The organism is Paenibacillus sp. OV219, assembly GCF_900110075.1.
In the GTDB taxonomy this organism is placed as follows: Bacteria; Bacillota; Bacilli; order Paenibacillales; family Paenibacillaceae; genus Paenibacillus_Z.
Genome location: NZ_FOCJ01000007.1, coordinates 22,757 through 42,118 on the forward strand (window position 1 = coordinate 22,757; position 19,362 = coordinate 42,118).

At 50.8% G+C, this 19,362-nt stretch carries 16 protein-coding genes; all 16 read left to right on the plus strand.

From position 1 onward, the window contains the following. Positions 1-163: 163 nt before the first annotated feature. The 16 genes from BMY11_RS17860 (at position 164) to BMY11_RS17935 (ending at position 19,351) form a co-directional block, all read left to right on the plus strand. The gene (locus BMY11_RS17860; protein ID WP_090579073.1) at positions 164-394 is read left to right on the plus strand and encodes a DNA-binding protein; all 231 of its coding nucleotides are present in this window, start codon (positions 164-166) and stop codon (positions 392-394) included. Positions 395-571: 177 nt separating this feature from the next. Beyond that, a complete protein-coding gene (locus BMY11_RS17865) occupies positions 572-820 on the plus strand; it encodes a cold-shock protein (protein WP_090579076.1) in 249 nt (82 codons plus the stop codon). A gap of 51 nt (positions 821-871) precedes the next feature. Continuing rightward, on the plus strand, positions 872-2,020 hold the full coding sequence (locus tag BMY11_RS29100; RefSeq protein ID WP_218150197.1) for a YecA family protein: 1,149 nt from the start codon (positions 872-874) through the stop codon (positions 2,018-2,020). 157 nt (positions 2,021-2,177) lie between these two features. Further along, a complete protein-coding gene (locus tag BMY11_RS29360) occupies positions 2,178-2,627 on the plus strand; it encodes an SEC-C metal-binding domain-containing protein (RefSeq protein ID WP_256217622.1) in 450 nt (149 codons plus the stop codon). Positions 2,628-2,843: 216 nt separating this feature from the next. Further along, positions 2,844-3,917, plus strand: a complete 1,074-nt coding sequence (locus BMY11_RS17880; protein ID WP_090579082.1) for an ABC transporter substrate-binding protein — start codon at positions 2,844-2,846, stop codon at positions 3,915-3,917. 21 nt (positions 3,918-3,938) lie between these two features. Next, the gene (locus BMY11_RS17885; protein ID WP_371262868.1) at positions 3,939-4,856 is read left to right on the plus strand and encodes an ABC transporter permease; all 918 of its coding nucleotides are present in this window, start codon (positions 3,939-3,941) and stop codon (positions 4,854-4,856) included. After that, complete coding sequence (locus BMY11_RS17890; RefSeq protein ID WP_090579084.1) at positions 4,856-5,650, plus strand: ABC transporter ATP-binding protein; 795 nt, start codon at positions 4,856-4,858, stop codon at positions 5,648-5,650. The genes BMY11_RS17885 and BMY11_RS17890 overlap by 1 nt, the downstream gene beginning before the upstream one ends. Before the next feature lie 449 nt (positions 5,651-6,099). Further along, positions 6,100-11,376: a beta strand repeat-containing protein gene (locus tag BMY11_RS17895; protein ID WP_090579087.1), complete on the plus strand. Its 5,277-nt coding sequence runs from the start codon at positions 6,100-6,102 to the stop codon at positions 11,374-11,376. A 211-nt stretch (positions 11,377-11,587) separates the two neighbouring features. Further along, positions 11,588-12,094 (plus strand): GNAT family N-acetyltransferase, encoded by a 507-nt coding sequence (locus tag BMY11_RS17900; RefSeq protein WP_090579090.1) that lies wholly within the window; start codon positions 11,588-11,590, stop codon positions 12,092-12,094. A 140-nt stretch (positions 12,095-12,234) separates the two neighbouring features. Next, a complete protein-coding gene (locus BMY11_RS17905; RefSeq protein WP_090579093.1) occupies positions 12,235-13,338 on the plus strand; it encodes a glycosyltransferase in 1,104 nt (367 codons plus the stop codon). After that, complete coding sequence (locus tag BMY11_RS17910) at positions 13,335-13,952, plus strand: glycerol-3-phosphate acyltransferase (protein ID WP_090579096.1); 618 nt, start codon at positions 13,335-13,337, stop codon at positions 13,950-13,952. The genes BMY11_RS17905 and BMY11_RS17910 overlap by 4 nt, the downstream gene beginning before the upstream one ends. A 100-nt stretch (positions 13,953-14,052) precedes the next feature. Beyond that, complete coding sequence (locus BMY11_RS17915; protein WP_090579099.1) at positions 14,053-16,380, plus strand: xanthine dehydrogenase family protein molybdopterin-binding subunit; 2,328 nt, start codon at positions 14,053-14,055, stop codon at positions 16,378-16,380. Next, positions 16,377-17,219 (plus strand): FAD binding domain-containing protein, encoded by an 843-nt coding sequence (locus BMY11_RS17920; protein ID WP_090579101.1) that lies wholly within the window; start codon positions 16,377-16,379, stop codon positions 17,217-17,219. Before BMY11_RS17915 ends, BMY11_RS17920 begins: the two co-directional genes overlap by 4 nt. Continuing rightward, positions 17,216-17,686 (plus strand): (2Fe-2S)-binding protein, encoded by a 471-nt coding sequence (locus BMY11_RS17925; RefSeq protein ID WP_090579104.1) that lies wholly within the window; start codon positions 17,216-17,218, stop codon positions 17,684-17,686. The genes BMY11_RS17920 and BMY11_RS17925 overlap by 4 nt, the downstream gene beginning before the upstream one ends. Then, a complete protein-coding gene (locus tag BMY11_RS17930) occupies positions 17,679-18,743 on the plus strand; it encodes an XdhC family protein (RefSeq protein WP_090579107.1) in 1,065 nt (354 codons plus the stop codon). The genes BMY11_RS17925 and BMY11_RS17930 overlap by 8 nt, the downstream gene beginning before the upstream one ends. Next, positions 18,740-19,351, plus strand: coding sequence for a nucleotidyltransferase family protein (locus BMY11_RS17935; protein ID WP_090579110.1), 612 nt, complete (start codon positions 18,740-18,742; stop codon positions 19,349-19,351). Before BMY11_RS17930 ends, BMY11_RS17935 begins: the two co-directional genes overlap by 4 nt. Positions 19,352-19,362 lie beyond the last annotated feature (11 nt).

Consider the following 19,362-nt stretch of genomic DNA (forward strand, 5'->3'; position numbering starts at 1 on the left):
CATACCGTGTCCTATTGGACAGAGCATTTTGGGGATTACTTGAAGTTTTATTCCGGTAGCAGTGGCTCAAAGTGATCGCTTGGTTCAATTTTATGTATCTGTGCGAGTTCGTGCTATAATAAATGAATCGGAACAATTACAGAGGTGGAAGAGGATGCCTGATATGCAAAGTTTTAAGGATTACAATCTGAAGGTGAAAGATACGTTTAATGCGACCAGCAATGAAGTAGTATTAACTGTAACGGAAGCCGGAAATGCCTTAGGCTTCTCCAAGGATCAAATGAAGATCTACGTAGAAAAGAATAAACTAACTAAAGTTTCTATTATGAGAAGTGCACATCGTTATCTGTTGTTGAAAAGTGAAATTGATGGAATCCTTCGTCTGAAGAGATAGCATTGCATGGGATGTTGGAGGTTACATGAATAATATGGTTTCGCTAATTCAGTCAAAATGTGTTATAATTTAATTCTCGTATAGTAGACGTAATGTCACATGCCGAAAAGGTTGCGATGCTTCCTTTTTTGATATGTGGCTTTTTTTATGAAGCATAAATTAAAGGAGGGCTTGCTCATGTATTTTTCCCGTAAGAGACCCCCAGAGGATTATCCAACTGAAATGACAGCCATTTGGAAGTGTGCAAAAGAGGACTGCAACGGCTGGATGAGGAAGGGCTATTCATTTGAGGACGTGCCAACCTGCGCGCAATGCATGTCTCCCATGGTCACTAGCATGAAAGAACTCCCTGTTTTGTTTGATTCGGGGCTTGATCGTAAGGCAGCGGTAAAGAATTTGAAAATAAAGAATACAACTACTGAGTAACATCGTCTGATACATGTTTGACTTCGTATGATATGTAAAAGGAGTACAGGTATGGATTTAAAAGAAGAGATGCTACAGCTGAATATTAATAATGCGATCAAAGGCCCGGTTGTGACTAGCTTGAAGGATATTCTTTCACAGCTAACAAAAGATCGGCTGAATTTCATTGCTGCCAATTGCGCACTTGCGGGTCGCTCAAAGCTGAAGAAGCAGGAGCTCGTGGAGGCGCTTTTCGAGCGGATTACGAATGTAATTGAAGTACGGACGGCTTTCCTATCAGCGGAGACGCAGGAGTGGGAGCTTGTGAACCGGCTTCTCGGTGTTCCTTACATTCAAGACAACGCGATATTTGCGGATGCCTATTTGTTCATGATGGATAAAGGCTTGGTGTTCAGCTTCATCGAACAGGACAAGCTGTTCTTTGTCATGCCGGAGGAAGTCAAGGCCGCTTATAAGCAGCTGGATCAGAAGTCTTTTGAGAGTGAACGCAGCGTAAGCAGGCTGGTGTTGCATTATACGGAAGCTGCTGCTAACTTATACGGCATCTGCCCTGTCCAGAAGCTCATTGAGATCATTAACGATCAGAACGATGTTAGCTTGACGGAGGAACAAGTCAATCGGGTTTATTCATCCGTCACTGATAAGGTGCTGACCTGGGATGTTCAACGCGGATTTCTATTTAGCGATGGCTTAGATGGAGAGAGTCTGGACGATTATGAAGAGTTCTTGGAGAGCGTGAAGGACAGACCCTATTACATTCCTCCCAAAGAAGAGCTATTGCGTTACGCTGAGAACGATTATTTCGAGATGACACCTCAGCTAGAGGCATTGAAGAGCTATATCATGCTGAAGCTAGGCAAAGTCGAGCGGATGGCTGAAGCGCTCACGGATGATATCCAACTTGCATGCTCGATGGAAGAGCCTCTTAGCGTTATCATGGAAGAGTTTGAGTTACGTAAGATTCGCTTGAGCAAGAAGCAGGCAGAGGAGATCATGCCGCTAATTATTCAAGTGCATAATACGACGAGAATGTGGTCCAATCGCGGCTTTACGCCTGATGAGCTAAGTCCGAGTCCAAGTCCAAGTCAGGGCGCGAGTGGTAGCAATATCGTTCAATTCCCGGCGGCTTCTTCGAAAATCGGCAGAAATGAGCCGTGTCCATGTGGCAGTGGGAAAAAACATAAAAAGTGCTGTTTGTAATGACTCCAGCATTAAAACCACATCCGTGCGAGGATGTGGTTTTTTCTTGCTCTCAACACCTGTTTGTAATTATTGGGATAGGCTTATCTTGTGAAACATGGTAAAATAGCTTGGTTATGAAGTCATTTGTTGTGACGGATAGAAGGGATCTAACATCATGGATTTAGCAATTAGAACGAAACTGAGCGATATGTTGTCGGCACTGACGAAGGATCGCTTAAACCAAATTGCCGCAGCATGTGAACTTGCTGGCCGTTCGAAGCTGAAGAAGCAGGAGCTCGCGGACGCACTTGTTCAACTCCTCACAGAAGCTGAATTCCCGCAAACGAGTCTGCAGCACCCAGATATACCGGAAGAGATCCGGGAACTGCTCAGCAGCACGGACGCACACGCGCCTGAAGCCCCTGCAGCGCCTGAAGCTAAGCCAGAAGCTCCGCAGGCTACAGCGCAAGCGCAAACGGCTGCAGCAAGCGTTACAAGCCCGATTCGCGCTTCCTACCAGAGAACGATCACAGCGCCTCGCCGCCCGGTTACGTCTGTCAAGATTGGCAGAAACGAGCCTTGTCCGTGCGGAAGCGGGAAGAAATATAAGAAATGCTGCTTGTAAACTAAGCGCGCGCGAAGACCACATCCGGATAGGGTGTGGTCTTCGTTAAATTTTTAAACAATTGACGAACTTGTGAACTCCTTTTAATATAGATAAAAAGCATGTTAGCGTTCTCAGGGGATTCTGCTAGATTCACACTTTGTTGCTGTTTGGTGATAAAGCGTCGCAGTTTTTCAGAACAAATGTAATGCTTACAACGAGAGGGGAAATAATGTTATGAGAAAATGGTCTTTATTAGTGCTCGTATGTTCTATCGTTCTACTGATCGTAGGTTGTGGCAGCAAGAAAGAAGAAACAAACAACACCGCTGCGGCAGGGAACAACACAACTGCTAACACAAGCTCGAATGCAGGCGACACAGAGACACCAGCGGAAAAATCGTACAAAATCGCAATTTCTCAAATCGTCGAGCACCCATCTCTTGATGCGACTCGTGAAGGCTTCCTGGCGGCGCTTAAAGACGCTGGCATTGAAGAAGGTAAGAACTTGACTGTTGACTTCAACAACGCGCAAGGCGACTCTTCGAACAACCTGTCGATCGCTCAGAAGATCGCGGCAGAGAAGAATGACCTTGTCCTTGCAATTGCAACGCCATCGGCGCAAGCAGTGGTACAGCAAGTGAAGGATACGCCTGTGCTGTTCGCAGCAGTTACCGATCCGCTAAGCGCGAAGATCGTAAGCAACCTGGATGCACCAGGCGGCAACGTCTCTGGCGCATCGGATACAAACCCTGCGGCAACAACGCAGTTGGTAGACTTTATCGCTGCGAACTTCCCGAATGTGAAGACAGTCGGCGTTGTCATTAATGAAGGTGAAGAGAATGCAGTCGTGATGGCCAAGATGGCTGAAGATGAACTGTCCAAGCACAACATCAAGCTCGTTAAAGCGGCAGTAACGAACACATCTGAAGTGAAGCAAGCGGCAGAATCGCTGGTCGGTCGTGCCGATGCACTCTACATTACGCTCGACAACATGGTTGTAAGCGGCGTAGATTCGATTATTCAAGTGGCACAAAAGAATAAAATTCCGTTCTTCTCCTCTGACCGCGATACGGTAGAGAAGGGTGCTTTTGCAACAGTGGGCTTCAAATATTACGATCACGGCTATCAAGTTGGCCAGATGGCTGCAGAAGTGCTCAAGAACGGTAAAAAAGTAGGCGATCTGAAAGTAAGTATGCAGGAGAAGCTGGATCTGATCCTCAACCTGAAAGCGGCTAAAGCTCTTGGTATTACAGTGACAGACGACATGAAGAAGGCTGTTCAGGATCAAGCGCAAAACATCATTCAGTAATCCAGTAATCGGAGGTTCATCATGCATGCTATCATCCATTCCATGCCAGGGGCCATTGAGCTAGGCTTGCTATACGCGCTGATGGCCCTCGGCGTATACATCACGTTTCGCATTCTTGATTTTCCCGATCTAACGGTGGATGGGAGCTTCACAACGGGGGGAGCCATCGCCGCGACGATGATTGCCCACGGCGCATCGCCTTGGATTGCAACAATCGTTGCCTGTCTCGGCGGCTGTGCGGCAGGAACCGTCACAGGTTTGCTGCATACGAAAGGACGGATCAACGGGCTGTTGTCCGGGATTCTAATGATGATCGCGCTCTATTCCATTAACCTTCGGATTATGGGCCGTCCAAACATCTCGCTGCTCGGTCAGGATACGATATTTAGTTCGCTTTCCATTCTAACGTTTATGATCGTTGCCGTGATCCTGATCCTGGCGCTGCTGAATCTGTTCCTTAAGACAGACCTTGGACTTGCGCTGCGGGCGACTGGCGATAATGCGAGAATGATCCGAAGCTTCGGCGCGCATACCGACAATACGATTATTCTCGGCATCAGCTTATCAAACGGCCTCGTTGCTCTATCCGGCGCACTCGTTGCTCAGCAAGCAGGCTACGCAGACAATTCGATGGGAATCGGGATGATCGTGATCGGTCTTGCTTCCGTCATTATCGGGGAAGCTATTCTTGGTGCGAGAACGATTCTATGGGCGACACTGGCTGCTGTGCTTGGTTCGGTCGTATACCGAATAGTCGTTGCGTTGGCGCTTCAGGTCGACTGGCTGGATGCATCTGATCTGAAGATCATTACTGCGGTTATCGTTATCGTAGCGCTTATCATTCCAACTGCTCAGCGATCTTGGAAGCAGAAGCATGCGGCGCGCAAGCGTTCTGCAGAACTGGCCGAAATGTTTGCGGCTGTGGGAGGTGAGCGTTAATGCTGGAACTAGCTAAGGTGTCTAAGCTCTTCTTCCCCGGAACGCCGGACGAGAAGGCGGCGCTGCTCGGCATTAATCTGACTCTGAAGCCTGGCGATTTCGTAACGGTAATCGGCAGTAACGGCGCTGGGAAGTCGACGCTGATGAATATCATTTCCGGTGTCGTATCACCGGATTCGGGAGATGTGCGCATCGACGGAAATGTGGTCTCAGATTTGCCAGAGTACAAGCGAGGCCGCTGGATCGGCCGCGTCTTCCAGGATCCGATGGCGGGTACTGCTCCGCATCTGACGATTGAGGAGAACTTGGCTATCGCGTATGTAAGAGGTAAGAAGCGCGGACTAAGCTTCGGAATCACTCGTGCGAAGCGTGCATTCTTCCAGGAGCAGCTGAAGAAGCTGGGGATCGGTCTCGATACACGGCTGCGTGCCAAGGTTGGACAGCTGTCCGGTGGGGAGCGTCAAGCACTAAGCCTGCTCATGGCGACGTTCACCAAGCCGCAGATTTTGCTGCTAGATGAGCATACCGCGGCGCTTGACCCGTCGAGAGCGGAGCTCATTACGCGTCTCACGGAGAACATCGTACGTGAAATGAAATTAACGACCTTAATGGTCACTCATAACATGGAGCAAGCGATTCGACTTGGTAACAGACTGATCATGATGGATAAAGGCCGAATCATCCTCGATATCGACGAGGAGCGGAAGAAAGACCTGACGGTCGAGCAGCTGCTGCGTGAATTCGAGAACATCAGCGGTCATAAGATGGCGGATGATCGTGTTGTGTTTGGTTAATCTGTAAGTAGAAGCAGGTGGTGCAGAAGTTATTTCTGCGCCGCCTGTTTTTTTATGTGGCAGGATGAGGAGATGGCTTGCGAGCTGATTGGACGGATTGCGAAAGGGCTCTCTGGTGTTGTCCAACAGGCTGGGGCTAATGGCATAGAATAATTTGTCGGCATATGGCGACGGCAATCCTGATGCACTACATTTATAAGCCGGTTTAATAAAAAATATATGGTTTATTATTGTCGTAAAAGTGTGCTTTTTGCTGTCGTGAATTAGGATGATCAGCCACCGTTCGTCAGTGGGTAAGCTGTAAGCCCTATTCAATCGGGATATATTGACATTTTTCGAAATCGTTCAGCAAATTTCAGAAAAAATTCAAACTGCACTAAACAATATGGCAGAAATAACCGATAGAGCTAGTATGAAGCTACTATATCATACTGTGGAGGGAACATTACATGAAGCTTAAGGCTAGGTCTAAAGTACAACCACAAGCTAAAGGCAAGACGAGTAAGCTTGCTGCTGGCTTACTGAGCGCAACACTGTTATTAGCCGCAATTAGCCCGACGGCAGCTATCGCTGCGACGGCAACAGACATTACAATCGTGAATAATAAGGCTGGTATTTCCGATACGATTACAGTCGCTAATGTAAATCAAGGTGACATTGTAAAGGTATACACGGCTTCGACTGGCGGTACCCTGCTCGGCAGTGCTACTGCTGAGGATTCATCAGTAACGGTAGAAGTTGCGCAACTTGGTGCTGCAGCGGGTAATGCCTATATCCAGGTCAACACTGGTACTCGGATTACGAAAGCGTATACTGCAGAAACATCTGCAGCGCTTGCGGCAACGGCAATTACAAGCGTCATCAACAATACAACCGGATCCGACTCCGTTAAAGTTAGCGGCCTCAAAGCTGGGGATAAAGTAACGGTTTATGGCGCTCTCGTTGCAAGTGCTACGGCATCATCGGACGGAGATGTAACGGTCACCGCGGATGATCTGTTGCTTGCAGCTGGCGGAAGCTTCCAAATTACCGTCACGCGGTTGAACAAGCTAGAAAGTGCGAAGATTACGAAAACGTATTCGAAGTCCTCGCTCACTAACGCACCAGGTGCTGACTCCATTACGGTCAACAACAATTACCTCGTGAATGACTCGGTCAAGGTTACGGGCTTGTCCACAGGCGCAACAGTCAAAGTTTATAAAGCGGCAACAGGCGGAACTGCTATTGCTACCGACACTGAGACAAGCGGAGAAGTGACACTTGATCTGGGCACTACAACTTTGGCCGCAGCTGCGGGTAACCTTTATGTCAGTGTGACAGAAGCAGGTAAGGATGAGAGCGGAAGAACGGTTAAGGCGTACACGGCTGAGCAAAGCTTGCCGCTTGCCGCTGCCAATATCGTTACACTAACAAATGGTGCGACAGGTAAAGATGACAGCGTGCAAGTGGAAGGTCTCGCTGTAGGCGACACCATTAAAGTGTACAAAACAAGCGCAGCAACAGATACAACGGTGCTCATGACTGATACAATCACTAGCGGGACAACAGCAATTGCAAAAGCAGTAGACGCTTTCGCTATTGGCACTGGCTCGGTCTATGTTTCGGTTGAAAGGGTGGGCAAGAAAGAAAGCACGCGTGTAGCAAAAGCATACACGGCTCAGAAGCCATCCGCAGCGCTAACTGTTAGTCAAATTACGGTTAACAACAACAAAGGCCAGGATGATACAGTTGTTGTAACAGGCCTTACTACTGGCGCTAAAGTATATGTGTACAAAGCGGCAACAGGCGTAGCTATCAATCCAAGTGGTGAGCAGGAATCCTCCGGCACAGCAACGATAAACCTTGGAACAACCAATTTGCTTGCTGGCACAGGAAGTATCTATCTAAGCGTTGAGAATCCGGACGAGCTTCTGAGTACGAGAGTGGCTAAGCCGTACACATCAGAGACTAGCGTTACCGCACCGGTAGCGAATATTACAATTGCCAACAACAAGACAGGCGTTGACGACACGGTGAAGGTAGTTAGCACTTCAGCGTACAGCCTAGCAGAAGGCGACATAGTGGCTGTGTACGATGCGGCAACAGCTGGTAATAAGCTCGGCGAAGCAACAGTTGATACTGGTGATACAGAAGTGACTGTATCCTTGTCTGGCTCTAATGCGCTGAAGATTGCAGGAGGCAGTGTTTATATTTCGGTAACGAAAGTGGACAAAGGCGAGAGCGCGCGTGTTGCGAAAACATATACTGCTCAAGCGTCATCGACTGCACTTATTGCGTCACAAGTTACAGTCAGCAACAACTACAACACAGCTGATACTGTAGTTGCTACAGGCCTGACTCCAGGCGACGTAATCAATGTGTACAAGCTGGCAACAGGCGGCACTGCTATTGGTACAGCAACAGTGGCAACGGGTAAAACGGATGCTACTGCATCACTTTCCGAGGATCTGGGCACTGTTACAGGTTACGTCTATGTCAGCGTGAATAAAGATGGCGGATTGGAGAGCGCCAGATTGAAAGTTGCTTTCGGCACGGATGGAAGCACTGCATTGTTAGCTTCGGCCATCACAGTCACTAACAATTATACTGGCAATCAAGACGAAGTATCGGTAACGGGTCTGACAGAAGGCGATGTTATCACCCTGTATGCAGCAGCATCCGGCGGTACTGCACTTGCTACATCATCAGCTGTAGCTACAGCTGAGACAACGGCATCGATTGAGCAAACAGACTTGCTGACTGTAGCTGGTGGCTCCGTGTTTGTGTCCGTAACGAAGAAGGACAAGAAAGAAAGCACACGTACGAAGCAAACATACATCGCTGAGCCGAAATCTGTTGCGCTTAATGCGGCTGACGTTACCGTAACTAATAACGCGGCTACAGGTACGGATTCAGTTAAAGTAATAGGTCTGAATGCGGGCGATACAATCAGAGTGTATGGGGCTTCAACAGGCGGTTCAGTGCTTGGAAGCGGAACTCCTACTAATGGTACTGCTCAATTTACACTACCAGATTTGACTGCTGCAGGCAGCATGGTCTACGTCAGCATTCAGCGCTCACAGGAACAAGAAAGTAATCGTGTTGCTGTAGCGTATCAGTCGCAAATTTCCAATGCGCCTACAACAGCAACTATTAGTGTTAGTAACAGCTATGGCACAGCTCTTGATACGGTGACAGTTTCAAGCCTTGAGGTCGGTGACATCGTTAAGGTCTATGCAGATAATGTTTCAGCTACTACAGCTGAGGCGACTGCTACTGTAGCTTCTGGTTCTTCCGTAGTCGTCGACATGTCTGCTGCAACTCCTGGGCTCAGCGACACGGCTAATGGAACAGTCTACGTGACGGTAACCAAACCTAATAAATCTGAAAGTGCAACTCGAACTTCAGCCGCTTACAATAAGGCGCCGCAATCTACAGCTCCAACTGCAAGTAATATCGCGGTAGTTAACAACGGCGAAACTAACAATGATATTGTAAATATTACGAACGGCACGGTTGGCGACATCTTTAAAGTGTACAGCGCGTCAACAGGCGGTTCAGCGATTGGAACAGGTACGTATGCAGGCGGAACGTTAGCAATTGATATTGGAGCTGCGACCTTGACTGCTGGTGCTGGCGGTTCCGTATATGTCACTGTTCAGAATGCGAACAAAACGGAAAGTACTCGAACAGCGAAGACTTATATCGCAGAAACGCAATCCGCTGCGCTTGATTTGAGTGATATTACAGTAGTTAATAACACGGGTACAGGTACTGATGCAGTTACTGTGGATGGCCTAAATCCAGGCGATATTGTATATGTGTACCCTGGAACATCAGGTGGTACAGGTACAGCTGGAACTCCTACTAGTGGCAAGGCTACAGTACCATTTGTTCTGACTGATGCAGGCGGTACTGTCCGTGTCAGCGTAAAACGCTCAATGGAACTGGAAAGCACATTGATTCCTGTAACGTATTCGTCGCAAGTATCGAAAGCTCCGATAGCATCATCCATTACCGTTACGAATGGCTTCGGTTCTGCAGTTGGCGCAGATACAGTGACCGTTACAAACCTTGCGGTTGGTGATGTAGTTAAAATCTACGCTGATAACAGTACAAGTTCTGTTGGGGCGACTGGTACAGTAACTTCTGGTTCTGCCGTCGCGATTGATCTGAATGGTTCAGCTATTACGCTGAGCGACATTGCTAGCGGGTCGGTCTACGTGACAGTAACTAAGCCAAACAAGGATGAGAGTACGCCTCGAGTAGCGGCAGCTTACATCAAGGCGCCACAATCTTCGGCTCCAGCTGCAGGCGATATCGCGGTTGTTAACAACGGCGAAACCAACAATGACTTTGTTAATATTACGAACAACTCTGGTAATATCTCAGATGGCGATGTCTTTAATGTGTACAGTGCGTCATCAGGCGGTTCAGCGATTGCAACAGGTACGTATGCAGGCGGAACGCTTGCAATCGATATTGGAACTGCGAACTTGACTGCTGGTGCTGGCGGTTCCGTATATGTCACTGTTCAGACTACGAACAAAACGGAAAGTGCTCGTACAGCGCAAACTTATAACGCAGAAACACAATCCACAGCGCTTGATCTGAGTGACATTACCGTAGTTAATAACTCGGGTATAGGCTCGGATACAGTTACAGTGGATGGCTTGAATCCAGGCGATATTGTCTATGTGTATTCGGCAGCAACAGGCGGTACAGGCACATCTGGAACTCCTACTAGCGGTAAGGCATCAGTAACATTTGCTCTGACTGATGCAGGCGGTTCTGTCTATGTCAGCGTAAAACGTACAATGGAACGGGAAAGTACTCGTGCAACTGTCTCTTATCAGTCGCAAGTGACGAAAGCTCCTGCAGTAGCATCCATTAGTAATGCAAATGGCGTCGGTACTGGTGCTGGCGTTGATACGGTGACAGTTGCAAACCTTGTGGTTGGCGATGTAGTCAAAATCTATGCAGATAATAGTACAAGTACTGTTGGAGCGACTGGTACTGTAAGTGCAGGCACCTCCGTAACAATTGATCTGAATGCTACTAGTATTACGCTGAGCAACACCACAGCTGGCACAATCTACGTGACGGTAACAAAGGCAAGTAAGGATGAGAGCACGCGTACAGCGTACACTTACACAACTGCGCCACCGTCCGCTACTCCAACTGCAGGTGATTTCACAGTTAAAAACAACGGCGGAAGCAATAATGACGTTGTAACCGTTACGAACAACTCTACTAATATTGCAGCAACCGATGTCTTTAGAGTATATTCCGCGGCAACAGGCGGTACACTGCTTGGAACAAGTGTTGGGGATGCGAGCGTGCTCGCAACACCGCTTGACATTGACCTTGGCTCAGCATCTGCACTGGTTGCAGCTGGCGGCAAAGTATACATCACTGTTCAGAGTGCGGGCAAAATTGAAGGTCCTCGTGTAGCTGTGACTTACACTGACGAAAACAGTGTTGCACCAACGTTGGCTCAAATTGCGGTTCTGAATGATACTGGATCTACTGATATTGTCAGAGTCTCTGGAATGGTATCTGGTGATAAAGTAACCGTATACGCTGCTGACGGAACAACAGTACTTGGTACAGTTTCTTGGACTAGCGGTACATCCATTAAAGTTACTGGCTTAAATCTGGCTGCAGGCAGCACGATTAAGGTGTCTGTGACTAACGGAACTAAAGCAGAAAGTACAAAAGTAACAGTAAGTTATAACGTAGAGTAATTCATAAAGAAGCAGCCGTTCAGGGTTCATCCCTGGACGGCTGTTTTTTTGCATATACTCTCCTATAATCTACGAGGTGAGCTGCTTGAGGCGAGTTTGGCGAAGCACGGTCAACAGCGTAACGACAAGTGGCCACCGCTATACAAATCGTAGCGTCTCCTTTATCATATGGCTATATCCAAGGCACACTGCAACTGAGGAGCGTTTAACGATGCCAAATATTTTTATCGAACAACTACATGCCATTAATGAATCCACCTTAAAAGAGCTGTCCGAGCTGCTCATAACGGTGGTGGAGGATGGTGCATCAATTGGCTTCTTGCCGCCACTAACCGAGCAAGAAGCGAAGCAATACTGGAAAACAGTACTCGCCGCGGACGTCCTTCTGTTCGTCGCGCGCATGAACGGACGCATTGCAGGCACTGTGCAGCTTCATCTGTGCATGAAGCCGAACGGCACTCACCGCGCGGAGATCGCCAAGCTCATGACACATCCTGACTTCCGGCGCAACGGAATCGGGCGTCAGCTGATGCAGGCTGCGGAGGAGAGGGCGAAGCAGGAGGCTCGCTCATTGCTGGTGCTCGATACAAGAGAAGGTGACCCGTCGAATCTGCTGTATGCCTCGCTTGGCTACATTCAGGCAGGCCGCATTCCAGGCTTTGCGCAATCAGCTAATGGGGAACTGGAAGCGACGATCTTGTACTACAAAATGGTATAGAGAACACCAAATCGAATCCACAATCTCACATGATTGTGGATTTTTTGTTTCCCATAGAATTGCGTTCATAGAATGGGAGTGAGCCGCCATATACTTGTAAAGATCGCGATAAACAAGCTATTTGGGGTGGGGGGACTAATATGGAGATCGTTGTTGCAGTGCTGCTCATTTGCACTTGTTTCGCGGGTTTGCTGTTGTTCCGCCGAAATACAGTTCCGGTGTTGCCAGAACATCATCCGCTGCCACAAGGTAAGCTGTCCGTCATCATACCAGCCCGAAATGAAGAGCGTAATCTTGCCTTTCTGCTCAGCTCCCTTCAGGCACAGACGATAGGTAAGATGGAGATAATCGTTGTCGATGATCACTCCGAGGATCGGACGCGAGAAATTGCCGAACAGTTCGGTGTGACGGTCATTTCGTGCCCAGCGCTGCCGCTTGGGTGGACAGGCAAGAACTGGGCTGTGTGGAACGGCTACCAGCTAGCGAGTGGTGACCTGATCGCTTTTCTCGATGCAGATGTCCGGCTTGCGCCGCATGCGATGGAGGCGCTGCTCGCAGCACGAGTGCAGAAGGGCGGAACGATATCCGTAGTGCCCTATCACGAAGCGGAGAAGTTCTATGAGCGGCTCGCCTTAATCCCGAATCTGCTCGGTCTCTATGCATTTACGTCGCCTATGGAACGGACCAATCCGCAGAAAGGGCTCTATGGCTCCTGTATCGTCACGACGAGAGCGGACTACGAGGCTGTCAACGGTCATGAGAGTGTGAAGGCGGAGCTGCTCGATGATCTTAATCTAGGCGCGAAGTTTATGCAGGCCGGTATTCCGGTCAACAACTATATCGGGTATGGCACGGTGTCGTTCCGGATGTATCCGGGCGGCATTCGCAGTGAAATCGAAGGGTTCAGCAAAGGGGCGGTGCTCAGTACAAGCAAGCTCAGTATAGGGACGACACTGCTTGTTGCCTTGTGGCTCATCGGTCTGATTGCGGCAGAGTCGGCTCCTTTGCTGCTGGGCACGTCCTTGGCACTGCCGCTTGCAGCTGGGTATTTGTTGTACACGGCGCAAATTTATTATTTTATCCGCTACACGGGCCGGTTCGGGAGATGGCTGCCTGCGCTGCATCCGATTAGTACGGTCTTCTTCCTGTTTATTATGCTGTACTCCATCTACCAGGTTGTATTCTGCGGGCAGGTCGCTTGGAAAGGCAGGCACATCGAGGTTGGGGGGCGGTCGAAGCGATGATCGTCGTATGGACGCTGCTGGCTTACCTCTGCGGGGGGCTGATGTTCTCTTACTGGCTTGGTCTGCTCGCTAAACAGAACCTGAAGGAGCATGGCGACGGTAATCCCGGCGCGCTCAACCTGTGGAAGGCAGCAGGTTACTCGTATGGTCTGACTGGCATCGTGCTTGATTTTCTAAAAGGGTACCTTCCCATCTTATTGCTCATCCGTGCGGATGCATTAGTGGGCTTCGGACTCATCCTTCCATGTGCAGCGGCGGTGCTTGGTCATATTTTCTCGCCTTTCATGAAGCTAAGAGGCGGCAAAGCGATCGCGGTGACTTTCGGTGTATGGAGCGGGCTCACGGCATTCACGGCTTCACTCGCATATGCAATTATTCTCGCAATTCTGTTGCTTACAGGGAGGTTCCTGAGCAAAGGCATGCCGACCTCGTCGGAGGCGGACGGCTTCCAAGTTGTGCTCGGCATGCTCGTCCTGACAATCTATACACTCCTCTTCGATTACTCCGCTTCAGTTGTCACATTCGGACTCGTTAATTTCCTATTACTGCTGTACTCGCATCGCAAGGAGCTGCGCCGGTTCATCGGCACGTTTAACGTTCATATGAAGCGCTAAAGAGCGGCTCCCAGGGAGCCGTTTGTTGTTGCTGCGCATAGGACAGGCAGGCTCCGCTATATGATCTAAGAGGTGCTTATCCCTAAAGGAGTGTGGTCGCTTGGAAATCATCGGAAAGCCGATTCCGCGGGTCGAGTCGCGCGATAAAGTGACCGGCTTCGCCCGTTACACAAACGATTCAGAATCGCCTAGCCAGCTGCATGGCTGGCTTGTGACGAGCCCTTATGCGCATGCGCGGATTGTTTCCATCGACACAACGGAGGTGCTGAAGGTCATCGGCGTACAGGCTGTCGTCATCGGCGCTGATTTTCCCGTGCTCACAGGTCCGTTTCTTGTCGATCGCCCGCCTCTGGCTGTAGATAAGGTGCGTTATTACGGTGAGCCAATCGCGGTGGTCGTTGCGGAAACCGAACGAATCGCGAAGCTGGCGGCGGAGCTTATTCTGGCGGCATTCGAGCCGCTTCCGATTGTGCTGTCGCCAAGCGAGGCACTACAGCCGGATGCGCCATTGCTGCATGCGGATTTAGGCAGCTATGTGAAGGTTGGCAATGTATATCCGGTTCCGGATACGAACATTGGCAATGATGTGCGAATTCGTAAAGGCGATATGGAGGCAGGCTGGGCAGCGAGTGAAGTGGTGGTGGAGGACACGTTCTGCTTCGACACCTCGGATCATGGTGCAATGGAGCCGCGCTGCGCGATCGTGGAGGTTATGCCAAGTGGGATCGTGGAGATTCAGTCAGCGACGCAGGACCCGTTCAATATGAGAAGAGCGTTCCAGCGATTCTTTCAAGTGGAGGAATCGAAGGTTATCGTGCGGACGCCTCTCGTTGGGGGAGGTTTCGGCGGCAAAGGCTCATTCCAGCTGGAGTATATCGCATATATGGCATCGAAGAAGTGTGGAGGCCGTCCGGTCAAGATCAACAATACCCGCGAGTCGGACATGATCAGCTCGCCTTGTCATATCGGACTGGAAGCGACATTGAAGCTTGGTGCGACGCGGGACGGGAAACTGATGGCGGCGCAGTACACGATGCTGTTTAACACGGGCGGCTACAGCGATACCGGTTCATCTGTAACCCAAGCAGGCGCCAACGACTGCACAGGTCCCTATCGAATAGACAACGTTTACTGCGACGCCTTATGCGTGTACACGAATCATCCATACGCAACGGCTTACCGCGGCTTTGGTCATGCGGAGGCGGCGTTCTGTAATGAACGGATGATGGATCTGCTTGCGCGCAAATTGCAGATGGATCCTGTACAGCTGCGTCTTATTAATGCCATTAAGGCTGGTGATACGTCGCCGACACAGGCGTTACTGACGGAGAGCAATCTAGGCGATTTGCCGGCATGCATTGCGAAGATGAAGGAGCTAATAAGGTGGAGCGAAGGAGAGCGCCTCGCAGTTGATGCTCAAACAATTAGAGCCAAGGGAGTCGCATGCATCTGGAAAACATCGACGTCTGCCATCGAGAGCGGAAGCGGCGCCATTATAACATTCAATCACGACGGGACGATGAACCTCAGCGTAGGGACGGTCGAGATCGGGCAAGGCAACCGGACGGCTATGGCGCAAATCCTTGCCGAGCGTATGAACGTGCCGATCCAGCAAGTTCATATCAAGCTGGATATCGATACGCAATCGAATCCGGAGCATTGGAAGACTGTTGCGAGCGTCGGCACGACGATGGCGGGGCGCGCGGTGCTGGCGGCAGCCGAGGACGCGATCGCACAATTGAAGCACAACGCGTCGCTTGTAATGAAGCTGCCGCCGGAGGAGCTTGAAGTCGGCGGAGGCAACGTGTACGTCAAGGGCAATCCCGACCGCTCCATTGCGGTACGTGACCTTGCAATAGGCTACACCAATCCGGATGGCACTGCGGTTGGAGAGCCGGTCATTGGCCGTGGGACGTATCGGATTCCAGATACGACCAAGATGGACCCTGAGACGGGCAAAGGAAAGCCCGGCAATGTGTGGACGCTTGGCGCGCAAGCGGTGGAGGTTGAGTTCAATCCGCTGGATTGTACATATCGCTTGTTGAAGGCGGTTTCGGTGTTTGATGCCGGCAGAGTAATTAACGAAGGCACCGCCCGAGGACAGGTATATGGCGGTATGAATATGGGGCTTAGCTTCGCGACGAGAGAGACCTTCCAATTCGATGATGCTGGGAGAGTGCTGAACCCACAGCTTCGTTCTTATAAGATTACCCGCTACGGAGAAACGCCGGAATACGACGCCGCTTTCGTCGAGACGCCCTTCAAGGAAGGGCCGTACGGCGCGCGCGGTGTCGGGGAGCACGGTGTAATCGGCATGCCGGCGGCCTTAGCCAACGCCTTATCCGTTGCGGCAGGGGTCGAGCTGAACATGCTTCCGCTCATCCCAGAGCTCATCTGGCGCTATAGAGGGGGCGGAGAACAGACATGATCGCTTTCGACTTCGACTATTATAAGCCGCGGACCGCAGAGGAAGCGGCCAGACTATTCAAGCAGGCGGATGCGGAGGGGAAGCAGCCGCTTTATTATGGCGGCGGCACTGAAATCATCTCCATGGCACGGATGAATCAGCTGCGAACAGGCGCGGTTATTGATTTTAAAAGCATCCCCGAATGCAATGTGCTTCAGACGAAGGAAGGGAAGCTCACTATCGGGGCTGCGATTACGCTCAAGAGGCTTGAGGATGAGATGGAGCTATTCCCGCTGCTTGGCGCGACGGTCAGAGATGTGGCAGATCATTCGATTCGGTGCAAAGCGACAATTGGCAGCCACTTATGCGGGAAGTTTTATTTTCGTGAAGGGCTGCTGCCGTTTCTGCTCGTGGACAGTGAAGCGGTTCTGGTCGGGCCCGAGGGCAGGCGGACAGTGCCGATCAGCCAAATTTTAAACGGGGAGCCCTGTTTGGGAAAAGGAGAATTGCTCGTTCAAGTCATAAGCAGCGAACGGCTCTTCGGCATGCCCTATTGCACGGTGAAGAAGACGAAGATGGAACGCATTGACTATCCGATCGTGCGCATTGCTGCGCTGCGAACCGAGCAAGGCGTACGTATCGCATTTAGCGGCGTCAGCGACATCCCGTTCCGATCAAGAGAGCTGGAGAACATCTTGAACAATAATTCGATGCCGCTGAATGAGCGGATCGAGCGTGTTGTTCAGGCTTGGCCTGCACCGATATTGGATGATTTGCTCGCGTCAGCGCCTTATCGCACATTTGTCTTGAAGAACACCCTGTCGGAGACGATGACGGCACTTGAACGGAGGCGGGTATGAGTACACAAGGGTTTGCCAAATGTGAGCTGGAGCTGCTTGTGAATGGTATGCGGCGGCATGTGACAATTCGTTCAGCAGACACGCTGCTGCGTGTGCTGCGTGAGCAGCTTGGACTGACGGGAGCCAAAGCCGGCTGCGAAAATGGCGATTGCGGCGCGTGTACAGTCATCGTAAATAAGGAGCCAATTAAGTCCTGCTTAATGCTAGCGGTCGAGGCGCACGGCTGCAAGGTGACAACAATTGAAGGGCTCAGCGATACGCCGATCCAGCAGGCGTTTATTGATAAGTTCGCGTTCCAGTGCGGCTTCTGCACGCCTGGCTTTATTATGGTGTGCCAAGCGCTGATTGAGCAGCGTCCGCATGCAAGCGAGGCAGTCGTGCAAGAATGGCTGCGCTCCAACATTTGCAGGTGCACGTGCTATCAGGAAATCCGCGAGGCGGTCAGGTCGGTGATCGGTCATGAATGATCGTTACCGGATGCTGCAGGTGCTGAAGCGGAATCAAGGGCAGCGTTACGCCATGGCGACGATAATCGCGGTGGAAGGCTCCTCGTACCGCCATGCAGGCGCCAAAATGCTCATCGGCGCAGACGGCAGCCAGCACGGAGCGATTAGCGCCGGCTGTCTGGAGGAGGATCTGCTGCATCATGCGCAGGAAGTCATTCGGAGCAGGGAGCCGCGTACGCTGGAGTACGACTTGCGGTCGGAGGATGACCTCGCTTGGGGGCGAGGAGCGGGCTGCAACGGACGCATTCACGTCTATCTGGAATGTTGCGAGTGGGGCGGGGAATGGGCGGAAGTTGAACGGCATTTGAATCGTGGAGAATCCATCGTTTGTGCTCGAAGAATGATGCGCAGCAAAGGAACGGGCACCGTGCAAAATGAGAATAGGCTGTTGTTGTATGCAGCATCCGGCATGGTTAGCGATGACGATGGCGATTCGCTCACCGAGCAGATGGAGGCGCAGTTTCGCTCGTTTATGTTGGGAGATGATACCACGGGAATCGAAGTTCTGTCGTCGCCTGCTATCGAAGGCGAGCTGCTAGTCGAGAGGTATCGACCGCGAGAGCAGCTGTTCATCTTCGGTGCGGGCTCTGATGTTGAGCTGTTAGCAAGGCTTGCATCGGAGCTTGATTTCGAGGTATGCATCGTTGATCCGCGAAGCGATAGATGCAGTGAGCGCCATTTTCGGACAGCAGACCGGTTGTTCAACATCCATCCAGATCAGTTTCTGCTCCAGCACTCGATTGCTTCAAGCAGTTACGTGCTCATCATGACGCATCAATTTCAGCAGGATCAAGCGATTTTGCGTCAGCTGGTGAAGGCACCACCAAGCTATATAGGCGTCTTAGGATCGCGCTCAAGAACGGAGAGGCTGCTGCACCCTGAACCGGTACCGGACTTTGTTCACGCGCCTGTTGGGCTTGCGATCGGCGCGGAAGGCGCGGAGGAGATCAGCGTAAGCATCGTAGCAGAGCTAATCCGAGTTAGAAGCGGGACACAGCCAAGAGGAGGAGTGCGATGAGTATAGGCAGCATTGGCGCGATTATTCTGGCGGCTGGGATGTCGACACGGATGGGCGAGTTTAAGCCGGTCATTCCGCTGCGAGGCAAGCCCCTGCTTCATTTTCCGATTGAAGTGGCTGCTGAGTGCGGGCTTGGGCCGATTGTCGTCGTTGGAGGCTATTGTATTGACGAGCTGCGTTCATGTGCCGCTCCTTTCAAACAGCTCAGTATCGTAGAGAATCGTGACTATGCATCAGGTATAGGCTCTTCGCTTCGGCTTGGCATTGAAGCAGTGACGGGGAGGACGGACGCAGTCTTCATATTTCTGGCGGATCAGCCGCTCGTCTCTCCCGTTGTGGTGGTGGCGATGCTTGAGCAGTATCGGCGGATGCGCTCAGAAGGGGCTCGGATCTTGCGTCCCGTTTACGCCGGTATGCCTGGGCATCCGGTATTATTCGATGCAGAGTTGTACACGGAGTTCGCAACCATTCAAGGGGATGAGGGTGGCAAGTCGATTATTTCGGGGCACCGATCTGAGCTGCTGCTTATGCGCTTTGATCAGACGGAATGGGGCATTGATGTGGATACGCCGCAGGATTTACTGGATTTGAAAGGTTTCTGTAAATAAAATTAGTTGAA

Excerpts from the sequence above, each read along its gene's own strand:
- BMY11_RS17860 (WP_090579073.1), top strand. The coding sequence starts at position 164 with ATGCAAAGTTTTAAGGATTACAATCTGAAGGTGAAAGATACGTTTAAT.
- BMY11_RS17865 (WP_090579076.1), top strand. The coding sequence starts at position 572 with ATGTATTTTTCCCGTAAGAGACCCCCAGAGGATTATCCAACTGAAATG.
- BMY11_RS29100 (WP_218150197.1), top strand. The coding sequence starts at position 872 with ATGGATTTAAAAGAAGAGATGCTACAGCTGAATATTAATAATGCGATC.
- BMY11_RS29360 (WP_256217622.1), top strand. The coding sequence starts at position 2,178 with ATGGATTTAGCAATTAGAACGAAACTGAGCGATATGTTGTCGGCACTG.
- BMY11_RS17880 (WP_090579082.1), top strand. The coding sequence starts at position 2,844 with ATGAGAAAATGGTCTTTATTAGTGCTCGTATGTTCTATCGTTCTACTG.
- BMY11_RS17885 (WP_371262868.1), top strand. The coding sequence starts at position 3,939 with ATGCATGCTATCATCCATTCCATGCCAGGGGCCATTGAGCTAGGCTTG.
- BMY11_RS17890 (WP_090579084.1), top strand. The coding sequence starts at position 4,856 with ATGCTGGAACTAGCTAAGGTGTCTAAGCTCTTCTTCCCCGGAACGCCG.
- BMY11_RS17895 (WP_090579087.1), top strand. The coding sequence starts at position 6,100 with ATGAAGCTTAAGGCTAGGTCTAAAGTACAACCACAAGCTAAAGGCAAG.
- BMY11_RS17900 (WP_090579090.1), top strand. The coding sequence starts at position 11,588 with ATGCCAAATATTTTTATCGAACAACTACATGCCATTAATGAATCCACC.
- BMY11_RS17905 (WP_090579093.1), top strand. The coding sequence starts at position 12,235 with ATGGAGATCGTTGTTGCAGTGCTGCTCATTTGCACTTGTTTCGCGGGT.
- BMY11_RS17910 (WP_090579096.1), top strand. The coding sequence starts at position 13,335 with ATGATCGTCGTATGGACGCTGCTGGCTTACCTCTGCGGGGGGCTGATG.
- BMY11_RS17920 (WP_090579101.1), top strand. The coding sequence starts at position 16,377 with ATGATCGCTTTCGACTTCGACTATTATAAGCCGCGGACCGCAGAGGAA.
- BMY11_RS17925 (WP_090579104.1), top strand. The coding sequence starts at position 17,216 with ATGAGTACACAAGGGTTTGCCAAATGTGAGCTGGAGCTGCTTGTGAAT.
- BMY11_RS17930 (WP_090579107.1), top strand. The coding sequence starts at position 17,679 with ATGAATGATCGTTACCGGATGCTGCAGGTGCTGAAGCGGAATCAAGGG.
- BMY11_RS17935 (WP_090579110.1), top strand. The coding sequence starts at position 18,740 with ATGAGTATAGGCAGCATTGGCGCGATTATTCTGGCGGCTGGGATGTCG.